Source organism: Chitinophaga sancti (genome assembly GCF_034424315.1).
In the GTDB taxonomy this organism is placed as follows: Bacteria; Bacteroidota; Bacteroidia; order Chitinophagales; family Chitinophagaceae; genus Chitinophaga; species Chitinophaga sancti.
This window is the reverse complement of sequence record NZ_CP139972.1, coordinates 7,741,415-7,753,950: the sequence shown is the minus strand read 5'-3', so window position 1 is coordinate 7,753,950 and position 12,536 is coordinate 7,741,415. Positions and strand designations below refer to the sequence as shown.

Below are 12,536 nucleotides of genomic sequence, written 5' to 3'. Positions count from 1 at the left end.
TTTAAAAAATGATCAATGAACGTACCTTCAACTCTTTTCCCTTCGCAATATGTATCAGGTGACTTCCGCACCCGGTACACGCATCATAGACCTCCGTAATGGCAAACTCATTCCCACATTCAAGACACACAGCACTCCCTGCTATCCGGTTTATGTCCAAAGTAGCTTTTTCGAGTAAGGTACCTTTGATCGCCTGTTTCCATGCCATATCAAAAGCAAACATCTCGATCGTCGTGAGGCAACCAATATCCAGTGTTACCTCTTTGACGGGAGCACCTTTCGCATATTCCGTGACCACATCAATGATGCCCATTACGATGGACAGCTCATGCATTCCTGGTTCTCCTCTTCGCCTTGATTACTATTCCGACTGTCAGCAGTATCACCGGCCATGTAAACATTGCATGGTTCCATTCTGTAAAGTAGTGGATGATTGTAAAGCCTTCAGTCGTTCCATGACCGGGATGTGCCGACGCCAATAATGGCAATAAAATGATGGAGAGTATTAGTGATCTTTTCATTGGGCTCGTTTGTACCCTCAAAGTAAAGATTGAATTGCCGCAAAAATGGTAACTAGGATCAGCCTTTTTTCTGATGGTTATCATCTCCAGCCCCTGCCGTTTACAGTAACTTCAATGACGATAAACATATGCTCATGAGCCAGCCTTTAACGTATTACGACGAAATGAAAAACAAGGGCTACAGCCGGCGTGACTTCATGAAATTTGCCACTATGATGGCAGCTTTCATGGGGTTGGAACGGTCTGCAGTAGGCCAGATCGCCAAGTCGATGGCCAACAAGCCCAGGATCCCGGTGATCTGGTTGCATTTCCAGGAATGTACCTGTTGCAGCGAAAGCTTTATCCGGTCATCCCACCCCATTGTTGCTGATATTCTCCTGGATCAGATATCGCTTGATTACACAGAAACTTTGATGGCCGCGTCCGGTTTCCAGGCAGAAGAAGCGATGCACAATACCATGAATAAATACAAAGGAGAATACATCCTTTGTGTGGAAGGTAGTGTGCCTGTTGAAGCAGATGGGGTATACTGCATGATTGGTGGCAAAACCTCCATGCAGATCCTGGAAGAAGCTGCGGCGGGTGCCAAGGCAATTATAGCCTGGGGCAGTTGTGCCTGCAATGGTTGTGTACAGGCCGCCAAGCCAAACCCAACTGCTGCCACACCGATTCACAAACTCGTAAAAGGTAAACCTATTATTAAGGTGCCAGGCTGTCCACCAATCGGCGAAGTAATGGCAGGGGTAATTGTACACCTCGTCACCTTTGACCGTATTCCACAACTGGATGCTTTAGGCAGACCCAAAGCTTTCTATAGCAAACGGGTGCATGATACCTGCTATCGCAGACCATTCTTCGATGCAGGCCTGTATGTTGAAAGCTTTGATGATGAAAATGCGAAAAAAGGATACTGTTTATATAAGGTAGGATGTAAAGGTCCGGTGACTTACAATGCCTGTGGTGTCACGAAATGGAACGGAGGTACCAGCTTCCCTATCCAGTCCGGCCACGGATGCATAGGATGTAGTGAAGAAAATTATTGGGATAACGGCCGCTTGTATGAGCGCGCTTCTGCATTTGCGGGATTTGGTATCGAAGCCACTGCCGATGTGGTAGGTGGTATCGCCCTCGCAGCTACAGGTGCCGGCGTATTGGGCCATGCTGTTATGACCAATATCCGCAAGAAGGATAACATCCATATGCTGGAAGATGAAGGCAAAAAAGAAGAAAAAGAATTGGATCACTGAGAAATTCCACCATTATGAATAAAAGAATTGTCGTAGATCCTGTCACAAGGATTGAAGGACACCTTCGTATAGAAGCAGAAATAGAAAATGGAAAAATAAAAGATGCTTACAGTAGTGGTACCATGGTACGCCTGCTGGAAGAAATATTAAAGAACCGTGATCCCCGCGATGCATGGGCTATCGTAGGCCGTGTATGCGGGGTTTGCACATCTGTACACTCGCTTACTTCCGTAAGATCCGTAGAAGACGCTTTGAACATCACCGTCCCGCCCAACGCTGAACTGGTACGCAATATTATGTATTGCACGTCTTTTATGCATGATCACGTTGTCCATTTCTATCATCTCCATGCCATGGACTGGATTGATGTTGTGAATGCCCTCAAGGCCGATCCACAGCAAACATCTGCTCTTGCGCAGAAAATATCCAAATGGCCCAAAAGCTCTCCGGGTTACTTCAGTGACTTGCAGAAAAGGATCAAGAAACTTGTAGACAGCGGCCAGTTGGGTATTTTCTCTAATGGATACTGGGGCCACCCTGCTTACAAATTACCTCCTGAAGTAAACCTGATCGGTCTTGCACACTATCTCGAAGCCCTGGAATGGCAGAAAGAAGTGGTGAAAGTGCAGGCCGTATTCGGTGGTAAAAACCCACACCCTAATTACCTCGTAGGTGGTATGGCCTGCGCCATCGGAATGGATGATGTAAGCGGCATCAATGCTGAGAGATTGTCACTCGTGAAAAGCATCTTAGATGAAGCCAGAACCTTCATCGAACAGGTGTATATTCCTGACCTGATGACCATTGCATCCTACTACAAAGACTGGGGCAGCATTGGCGGCGGTCTGGGCAACTTTATGGTGTATGGAGACCTGCCATGGAATGGCTATCGCGATGCATCTTCTTACAAATTTCCTCCTGGTGTGATCTTAAACAAAGACCTGAGCAAACTCTACGAGGTTGACCTGAGGAACGATGGCGATGTACAGGAATTTATCACCCATAGCTGGTACGAATACAAAGGCGGAAAGGATATTGGCCTGCATCCATGGAAAGGCGAAAGCAAGATCAAATACACAGGTCCCAAGCCGCCGTTCGAACACCTGGATATGTCTCAGGCATATAGCTATTTAAAAACACCACGCTGGCAGGGTCATGCAATGGAAGTAGGTCCGCTGGCACGCGTGCTGGTAGGATATGCAAGAGGCCGTGAAGAGTTTAAAGATGTTGTAGACAGGGCACTGAAGACTTTGGATATTCCTGCTACTGCATTGATATCTACTTTAGGTCGTACTGCTGCGAGAGGGTTCGAAGCATCACTGGTATCGCAATGGGCGCTGGACTTCTACTATCAACTGGTAGATAATATCAAAAAAGGAGATACCCGTATGGCGAATATGGACATGTTCAATCCTGATACCTGGCCGAAGAAAGCCATCGGTGTAGGACATGCTGAAGCACCACGTGGTGCGCTCGCACACTGGATCAATATCGAAGATAAAAAGATCTCCAACTACCAGCTTGTAGTACCTACCACCTGGAATGCATCTCCACGCGACAGTAAAGGTCAGTTGTCTGCTTATGAATCTGCCCTGCTGGGTACACCGGTAGCAGATGAAAAACAACCGCTGGAAATACTGCGCACCGTGCATTCATTTGACCCATGTCTGGCATGTGCCGTGCACCTGTATGATGAACATGGTAATCATATCAACAGGGTGAGTGTATTAGAAGCATAAATGCGAACTTATGGCTAAGAAATATGTCCATATACACCGGCTCAGACGTGTGTATACATGGGAATTGCCGGTACGCCTGTATCATTGGCTCAATGCAATGGTAATGGTGGCACTGATTGTCACCGGCTTTTACATTTCCAATCCGCTGGTGATCAGTAGTCACCAGGAGGCATCGAACCGCTTTGTAATGGGGTGGATGAGGGCCATCCATTTTATTGCAGCGTATATTTTCTTCTTCAATTTTATCTTCCGTTTATACTGGGGTTTTGTAGGCAATAAATATGCTAACTGGAAGCAGTTTATCCCAACCGGAAAGTTCTTCTTTAAAGAGATCTGGCAGGTGTTAAAGATCGACATCTTACAACTCAAAGGGAAAGAACACCTGAGCGTGGGGCACAATGCACTGGCCGGGTTTATTTACTTTTTCACCTTCATCGCTTTTGGGATCCAATCACTGACAGGGTTTGGTTTGTATGCGTCTATGAGTAACTGGTGGTTCCCTAAACTGTTTTCCTGGGTGCCTACGCTTTTAGGAGGTGATATCATGGTACGACAAATCCATCACTGGACCATGTGGTTCTTTATACTGTTCGTGGTGATTCATGTGTACCTGGTGTTCTATCATGACTATGTGGAAGGGCGTGGTGAAACAAGCAGTATGGTAGGTGGATGGAAATTTATTGAAGAGGAAGCGTTTCAGAAAGATAAACATACAGCTCCTGACAGAAGCGTGCTAACAGATGAGAAAAAATAAGACATTATTATTAGGAGTGGGGAATTATCTCATGGGAGATGAAGGGATTGGTGTGCATGTGGCGCAGCGATTAGAAGTGTCGCAGGAGATTCCGGGGATTGATGTGGTGGATGGAGGAACAGGTGGGTTTCATTTGCTTGAATTTTTTGAGCAGTATCAGAAGGTGATACTGGTGGATGCAACTTTGGATGGATTAAAGCCGGGAACGATCAGGTGTATTAAACCGAAGTATGCGAGTGATTTTCCACCGGAGATCAGTGCACATGATATTGGCTTGAAAGATCTGATGAGTGCCTTGCAGTTGTTGGATAAGATGCCGGACTTGTATTTGTTCGTAGTGAGTATTGAGAGTATCCAGCAGCAGGGGATGGAATTAACAAAGGATATTGAGGGGTGCATACCCAAGCTGTTAGAGGAGATAAAAAGTGCTGTTTAGTAAAAAGCCGGTCATTGATTTGACCGGCTTTTTTAGTTTTATTTATTTTCGAGTTTCTTTTTTAGTTCGGCTACTTCTTCCTGTAATTTCAAATTTGCTTTATGCTCTTCAATTAGATATAGGGTGAGTTCTTCTATCTTCTGCATTTGCAATTTTTGCATTTCGGCTACATCCAGACCTTTCTCATAGATTTCTTTCTCTGAGGGTATTTCAGGTAATCTGTGATTTGCCTGGATATGTGCTTCTACTTCAGCTAAAGATGGCAATTTATAGTCGGGATGAAATACATAGTCGGCCCAGCCAGATTGGGTGATGGTGAGTTTTTTTGCACCGATGGTACCGGCAACGGCTAGTTTGAAGGCACCGGCAGTTTTTACTCCAATCAGCAGGTTACCATTGGCATCCAGACGCATCTGCTCGATACCGGTATTTGTCAAAAATGTAAGGTATCCGGCAACTGAGGTACCTTTATTAAAAATGATACCACAATTCAAGGTGCCACCATATTTACTGATCAAACCAAATGATGGTATATAGTCAGCATTGGCCTTAAATGTTTTCACCCCCAGATATGTCCCGTCGCCTACAGTATTCCCCTCAGTCAATCTACCCAATACGGATGAAATTGTATCATTTGCAACAGTCGCCACATCCAGTGGTGCCCTGGGGCTCAATGTATTTATTCCCAATTTGCCATTGGTGGCGGTAATGCTATCCTGCAGGTTTACGATGCCTGTAAATGCATTTTTATAAGATACACGGGTTACATTCGTAGCCTCCGGTATCAACGTGGAATCGACCACCGTCCAGCCCATAAAACTGGTCACTGTATCTCTTGACAAACCTTTTGCATATGCACGAATATGGAAACGCATATAATATGCCTTATAATCCAGGAATATTGACACCTTACCATTTTCATTGGCGAGTGTAACCGGTGGGTTCACCATCCCTGATGAAGAAACCGTTGCACTATTAAACTTATTCTCATACACATACCATGTCAACTTCAGGTCAATAGGCCCACCTTTACCTTTATTGTAATCATATCCCTCGATCATGATGGTGGGCATCGCAACACCTTCGATAAAAGGAAGATTTGTTTTAATTTTTATACCATTGACATTTTGTGGTGCATTAAAGTGGGCAGAAACAACATCATTATAATACTGTGCCCGGCTTGAAAATACAACAGTACACATAAGGGTTAAAACCAATAAAATTGATTTCATAGTAAGGGATATTAAATAAAAAGAACGGATTTACATTCATTAACAAGCTTTTAGATCATTCACGAACTACAGCCATCGCTGCGAAATTATCAATAAAACCCATTCCCACAAATACAAAATTCAATGCCTTGCAAATTCCCATAACAAAACATATCTTAGCTCTGTGCTGTAAGAGACATTAACCCAATTCCACGAAATATCTATCATTAGTACTCTTTTTTCTTAATAAAACCCGTTCCACATGAAAACACGTTACCTACTCCCTCTGGTAATCATGCTATCCGTCCTTTCTACACAGGCACAACGAAAACCGCCCCGTGTAGCCGGCAGCCCGTTCACACTCTCTGCCGTACCTGATAGCCTTTTTATCACTTCAGAGAACATGTCCAACTCTGAGAAAGTGGCCCTGCAAACCTTACAAGGTGTCATTGCCCAGACCAAACCTGAAATTCTGAGAGACACCTATGGTCACCGTGCCCTCGTTGAAAACGCAGGTATTAAAACAAATACCACGTACTACAACAACTTCGCAGGTTTACTGGCACATTATGCCAATCGTCTGGCAGGTTACATTCTCTGTAACCCAAAAGACAAATCAACGAATGCAGCCATCTCACTGGCCGGTGTGATGAATGCAGTCGCTATTCCGACAGACATTGAACAGGAAGCTATCAGCGCCGGACTCACAAAACTACTGGATGTTACCACCCATGACGAAGCATGGGTACTCGCCAACTATGGTAGCCTTTTCAATAAGAACGTTGCGACATACCAGCAAAGTTCTGATGACAGGGTCTATTTTATGGGAGACTTTTCCACTTACAGCAAAGCCTTCCAGTTCTGGTCAGACACTGTTAACGGTACATTGGCCAGCAATGTGTATAACCGCATGAACAAAGGTGCGGCTTACTTTGGCTGGGGGCCTTCTGAGTACAACACCGTAGAGCAACTGTCGCTGCATTCCTCACTGATCCTCCCCTCTGACTGGGCACCGAACATGTCTGCCCTGTCACAGATCCCGCCAAAGAAAGATGGCTTTCAGCAAAAACCGGCCATCAAACCTTACGAGGTGGTGCCGAATGTACACACCGTATGCTTTGTGATTACAGATGGTGATAACCTGCAATGGCTGCTCGGTACTTCTGACAATACCGGTAACTGGGCAAATCCTAACCGTGGCCACGTGAACCTCGGCTGGACGATTTCCCCTTCTTTGTCCGAAGCGGCTCCCCTGATGTATGAAAAGTATGTAGACAATTGCCTGACTACTCCTGATGGTCGCAATGTGCTCATTGCCGCTCCTTCCGGCAGGGGTTATTTCTTCCCGGGCAGGATGCCGGATGCTGATCTTACTACAGAGTGTAACCTGCTCAATAAATATATGAAGCAGGCGGACCTCCGGATCGTTAACATCATTGATGCGGATGATAGTGACAACGATCCTACGCCTTACCTGAAACAGGATAACATCGATGCACTCTTCTATTACAGCTATGGTGCGAACTACAGGGGCAGGAACGGGCAGATAGACTGGTACAAGGATAAACCTTCTATCGGTGGCAGATATACACTGTGGGGTACCTTGTCCTCCCCTGCTTCACTGGCAACTACACTGAACGCCGCATCTACTGATATCAACTCACAGGATGGCTACAGCCTTATTTCTGTGCACGTATGGGATCGTAGTGTGGATGATGTGATTGATTGCATCAAGCGCTTGAACAGCAATGTCCGGGTAGTCGCTCCTGATGAATTTGTATGGCTGATCCGCAAGAATATCAAAGGGATCAATCCGGGCCAGGGCAATGGCTTGCGTGCCGATTTTTACAGCGGTTATCACCAGGACACAATGAAATATACCCTGTTCAATCAGAATATTGATGCTGACTGGGCAAATGTTTCTCCTAACAGTCAGTACCTGGGTTATAACAATTTCTCTGTAAAATGGTCAGGACAGATACAGCCATTGTATTCTGAAACCTATACCTTCTCCTGCTATGCTGATGATGGGGTGAAGCTTATCGTTAACGGTCAAACGATAATCAATGATTATGAGACACAGGGCGCTTATACCCGCACAGGAACTATTGCACTCACTGCGGGTCAGAAATACAATATTGAATTACAATATGGCGAAGGTGCAGGTGACGCTTTCTGTCATCTTTCCTGGGAAAGTACTTCACAATCCAAACAGATTGTACCTGCAGCACAATTATTCAGCAGACCGGATACCAGTTCAGGACCAGTTAGCCTGTACCAGGATGTGAATTATGGTGGCTTCCATGCAGGCTTCAATATCGGTGCTTATAAATTGTCCGGTCTGAACCTGAAAGGGATCAACAACGATGAAGTAACTGCTGTAAAAATTGCCAAAGGTTACCAGGCAGTGCTTTACCTGAATGATGACTTTGGTGGAGATAGCGTTGTATTGACCCGTGATACCAGTTTCCTGAACAGCTGGAATGACAAACTAAGCTCCTTACGTGTACGAGCAAACGGTGTAACTACACTGGCCGGTTCCTATACATTAAGAAATGTAAAGAGTAATTACTACATGGATGTGCGTGGTGGTGTTGGTGGCGTAGGCAATGGGGCAAGTCTGCAATTATGGACGCCCACAGGTGCTGCGAACCAAACATTTACGCTGAAGCACATGGGCGACGGCATTTATTCCATCACGGCCTATCATAGTGCGAAGGTACTGGATGTGGCTAATTCAGGTACTGCGGACAATGCCTACATCTGGCAATATACAGATCAACATGCCAGCAATCAGCAATTCATTGCTGTTGCAGCGGATAGTGGTTACTATCAGTTCATCAATGTGCTGAGTGGAAAAGTTATTTCTATTGAAAATGAAAGTACTGCTGCCGAAGCAAGACTTGTGCAGCGGGCGGATACTGGACAGTTGTCCTCAAGATGGCAATTGTATAAGGGTGCAACCGTTGGGAATGGCAATGGCCTTACGGGCAATTACTACAACGGGATGAACTTCGATACCCTAAAGTTTAGCCGGATAGATCCGACTATTAATTTTGACTGGGGTGAAGGCGCAGCTGCTCCCGGTCTGACCATCGATCATACATCTATTCGCTGGACGGGGAAGATAGAGCCGCGTTACACAGGTACTTATACATTCTATATTACCAGTGATAATGGCAGGCGTCTGTGGATCAATAACCAGCTGGTAATAGATAAATGGATTAACGACTGGGATATTGAATACAGCGGCACCATTGCCTTGACGGCCGGGCAGCAGTATGATTTTAAGATGGAGTATTTCGAAGATTATGGAGGGGCGAATGCGAAATTGTCCTGGTCCAGTGATGCACAGGTGAAGGAAATTATTCCTGTCAATCAGTTGTATACGACAGGTCTGAGCAGTATAGCGCGGGTAGCAGCTTTACAACCAACTACGGCCAACACAAAGGTGATCATCTATCCGAATCCGACATCAAATGATGTGCATTTGCAATTTAATGCGCAGCAGGCAAGGGTGACGGTCTTTGATTTAGTGGGCAGACAGGTGATGGCTCCGAGAGTGGTACAGTCTGGTGAAACGCTGAATATATCAGCATTACCGCAGGGTGCCTACCTGATTAGCATCGATGCAAATGGCAAGCGAACAACGAAAACGATCGTCAAGAAATAAAGGTTTTTTGAAAAGGCAGGCGCAATATACGCCTGCCTTTTTCAAAAAATGACTTTACAACAAAGTACCCTTTCCTGATTCGCCTCACCTTTGTATAAAAAAAATGCAACAGGTACTCGTTACAGGAGGAACAGGATTCGTAGCCAGTCATTGTATTCTCCAGCTCTTACAGCAGGGCTACGCTGTGAAAACAAGCATTCGCACACCGGACAAAAAAAATAAGGTCCTGGAAATGCTCCGTACCGGAGGCATTAGCGACTTTCAGCATATTCAATTTATTATAGCTGACCTTACTGCGGATCAGTATTGGCTTGATGCAGCAGCAGGTTGTGAATATGTGCTGCATGTAGCTTCTCCTATTTATCTGCGTGTACCAAAAGATCCGGAAGAGATGATCCGGCCGGCAGTTGATGGTACGCTACGTGTGTTAAAAGCAGCCAGGGATGCGGGTGTAAAAAGAGTGGTGATGACAAGCAATTTCGGGGCTGTAGGGTATAGTCATAGAGATCCTGCTACCTTGATTACGGAAAAGGATTATACTGATCCTGATGAGAAAGGGCTCTCGGCATATAATAAATCAAAAGTAATGTCTGAAAAGGCGGCCTGGCAATTTATCCGTGAACAGGGCCATGGCCTTGAGTTTTGTACGGTGAACCCGATGGGGATATTTGGGCCTTCGCTGGGGCCTGATTTGTCAAGTGGGTTTGAGCTGCTGCGTAACATTATAAATGGAGAGATGAAGGCGATTCCGAATATGGATCTGGGTATTGTGGATGTACGGGATGTAGCGGATCTGCATATCAGGGCAATGACCAGTCCAAAAGCCAATGGAGAGCGTTTCCTGGCATTAGCGGGTGGTACGATGAGCCTTTTGGAGATAGCGGGTTTTATAAAAAAGCACCTACCTGCGATTGGCGCGAAGATTTCGACAAAGTCATTGGCTGACTGGAAAGTGAAGTTGGCGGCTTTGTTGGGGAACCAGAAAGCGAAAGCGGTAGCACCATTGCTGGGAGTGAACAGAAGGGCCAGTAATGAAAAGGCAATTTCGGTACTGGGATGGACCCCCAGGAGTAATGAAACGGCGATATTGGCATCGGTAGAAAGTTTGATTAAGTATGGGGCGGTTTAGTAAATTTGAAAATGTTCATGAAAATCGACCAGATCAAATCCTGTTATATTGGCCCTCATATTTCACCTGAAGCATTTATCTCAGAACACATTTTTATCTATCTGTTAAAAGGGAAAATGCAGGGATTTGATGGACATAAAAGTTACTCGCTCGTACCGGGTCAATACACCATTGTGCGCAAGAATAACCTGGCCAGGTATAATAAACAAAAGGAAGATAATGTATTTGAAAAGGTGGTGGTAATATTTGATGAAGCGTTTCTGAAAATGTATCAGCAAAAGCATGGGGTAGCGAGTCAGAGTTATGTATCCAATGATGTCTTTCTGCATTTACATAAGACGGACCTGGTGCCACAATTGTTTCTGCAGCAGGAGGACGATAGCACCCGGGAGAAGTTATTAAACATTTTACTCCAAACCAATCCGGGATTAGAGAATATCCTTTTTGATTTTGGTATGCCTGCTAAAATAGACCTGGAAAGTTACATGAACCGGAATTTCCGGTTCAATGTCGCGATTCAGCGATTCGCGTATCTTACTGGCAGAAGCCTGACTGCATTCAAGCAGGATTTCAAAAAAGTGTTTAATGATACACCCGGAAAATGGTTGATACAAAAGCGATTGAAGGAAGCCTATTTTTTGATTGATAAAGAAGGGCAGCGCCCTTCTGATGTATATATTGAAGTGGGCTTTGAGGATTTGTCGCATTTCAGCTATGCCTTCAAGAAATTATTTGGGTTCTCTCCTACCCAATTGAGGAAGTAATTATTTTTAAATATTGTAGGATCACCCATCCAGTAATGACTTCTGAAATATAACTTCAGGATGGGCAACCATTTTAATTGGGCGCGATTGGGGAATGGACCCGGGCAGACCTGGTTATATACATTTTAAATCCAGGTGGACCAGCTTATCTGTATTGCTTTCTATGCTTTTAAATACAGGCCGGTATACCTCCCACCTGTACAGATTGTTTGTATAGCGTGGTTTTTCTGCGCTTTTAAAGAGGATTGTGCTGACAGCCAGCAAAAAAAGCCGTAAAGGGTCAAATTTAGTCTTTTCATAAGATTAACTCCTATAATCCTTTTTTGCACCTGGATCCAGGCTAGCACCTCTAAAATGCTTTATAGCTGTACCCGATGATACATCATTAATACTACGAAAACGATCTGTACAGATATTAACACTAAACTGATGAAGCCCAGCAGATCACAACTTGTGCGCTTTTTTGACACTATTTTATATAAATCTTTCATATAGTCCTACCTGCTGACAAAACCGTGCCATAGCATAAACTACTGTTTATCAATTGAAATCGCTTCAAAACCGGGGATAATTGACACATCTGTGTAGCTCGATACGCTTTCTGGCGAGATTCAGTGCGAACAGGCTTAGGTACCTACATTAAAAGGTCACCCAAAGGTCACTAAGAGGTCACTTCAATATCCAGGGGATATTGAAGTGACCTCTTAGTGATATTATAATGTAATGTTGGTATAGAAGACTGACCGAATCTGGACTATAGCTCTCTCCTAAAAAGGGTATCCCTTCTATAGACCAGAACATGATAAAATAGGCTAAAAGTGTGTATTCCTGTCAGTTAGCAATCAATGCTTCAAAATCCCCTACAGCCCGGGTAAATTAGATAAAAACATATATTATTTAAAAAAACGATTCATCAAAAAAAATTTCATGATTACTCACGAACATTTTTAATCAGTTTCTGTTATACATTCCATACAATTGGTCTTTCGACTAAATTTTAATATTGGGGAGGAAAAAAAATATTTGCAGTACTCAGAAATTACATTACTAAAATCGGGGACG

At 44.5% G+C, this 12,536-nt stretch carries 10 protein-coding genes; 7 read left to right on the top strand and 3 right to left on the bottom strand.

The genetic code is table 11. The features are described 5' to 3' along the window. Position 1: 1 nt before the first annotated feature. Positions 2 to 334 (bottom strand): hydrogenase maturation nickel metallochaperone HypA/HybF, encoded by a 333-nt coding sequence (locus tag U0033_RS30600; RefSeq protein ID WP_072363787.1) that lies wholly within the window; start codon positions 332 to 334, stop codon positions 2 to 4. After that, entirely contained in the window at positions 327 to 521 is a 195-nt protein-coding gene (locus U0033_RS30595) for a hypothetical protein (protein ID WP_072363788.1), read from the bottom strand. Before U0033_RS30595 ends, U0033_RS30600 begins: the two co-directional genes overlap by 8 nt. Positions 522 to 655: 134 nt before the next feature. On the opposite strand from U0033_RS30595, the gene U0033_RS30590 reads away from it, so the two are divergent. Genes U0033_RS30590 through U0033_RS30575 form a run of 4 tightly spaced genes read left to right on the top strand, consistent with a single transcriptional unit; the run spans position 656 to position 4,697 of the window. After that, positions 656 to 1,768, top strand: a complete 1,113-nt coding sequence (locus tag U0033_RS30590; RefSeq protein WP_143150850.1) for a hydrogenase small subunit — start codon at positions 656 to 658, stop codon at positions 1,766 to 1,768. Positions 1,769 to 1,782: 14 nt separating this feature from the next. Beyond that, on the top strand, positions 1,783 to 3,507 hold the full coding sequence (locus tag U0033_RS30585) for a nickel-dependent hydrogenase large subunit (protein ID WP_072363790.1): 1,725 nt from the start codon (positions 1,783 to 1,785) through the stop codon (positions 3,505 to 3,507). A 10-nt stretch (positions 3,508 to 3,517) separates the two neighbouring features. Continuing rightward, a complete protein-coding gene (cybH, locus tag U0033_RS30580) occupies positions 3,518 to 4,261 on the top strand; it encodes a Ni/Fe-hydrogenase, b-type cytochrome subunit (protein ID WP_072363792.1) in 744 nt (247 codons plus the stop codon). Continuing rightward, the gene (locus U0033_RS30575; protein WP_072363794.1) at positions 4,248 to 4,697 is read left to right on the top strand and encodes a hydrogenase maturation protease; all 450 of its coding nucleotides are present in this window, start codon (positions 4,248 to 4,250) and stop codon (positions 4,695 to 4,697) included. Before cybH ends, U0033_RS30575 begins: the two co-directional genes overlap by 14 nt. A 38-nt stretch (positions 4,698 to 4,735) precedes the next feature. On the opposite strand, the gene U0033_RS30570 is transcribed toward U0033_RS30575, so the two are convergent. Beyond that, positions 4,736 to 5,929 carry a hypothetical protein gene (locus U0033_RS30570; RefSeq protein ID WP_143150851.1) on the bottom strand — a complete coding sequence of 398 codons (1,194 nt, stop codon included), beginning with the start codon at positions 5,927 to 5,929 and terminating at the stop codon, positions 4,736 to 4,738. Positions 5,930 to 6,170: 241 nt separating this feature from the next. On the opposite strand from U0033_RS30570, the gene U0033_RS30565 reads away from it, so the two are divergent. From U0033_RS30565 to U0033_RS30555, 3 genes are all read left to right on the top strand, one after another. Next, on the top strand, positions 6,171 to 9,581 hold the full coding sequence (locus tag U0033_RS30565; protein ID WP_072363796.1) for a PA14 domain-containing protein: 3,411 nt from the start codon (positions 6,171 to 6,173) through the stop codon (positions 9,579 to 9,581). A gap of 103 nt (positions 9,582 to 9,684) precedes the next feature. Continuing rightward, positions 9,685 to 10,710 (top strand): SDR family oxidoreductase, encoded by a 1,026-nt coding sequence (locus tag U0033_RS30560; RefSeq protein WP_072363797.1) that lies wholly within the window; start codon positions 9,685 to 9,687, stop codon positions 10,708 to 10,710. Between the two features lie 17 nt (positions 10,711 to 10,727). Continuing rightward, positions 10,728 to 11,474 (top strand): helix-turn-helix domain-containing protein, encoded by a 747-nt coding sequence (locus tag U0033_RS30555; RefSeq protein WP_072363949.1) that lies wholly within the window; start codon positions 10,728 to 10,730, stop codon positions 11,472 to 11,474. Positions 11,475 to 12,536: the final 1,062 nt, after the last annotated feature.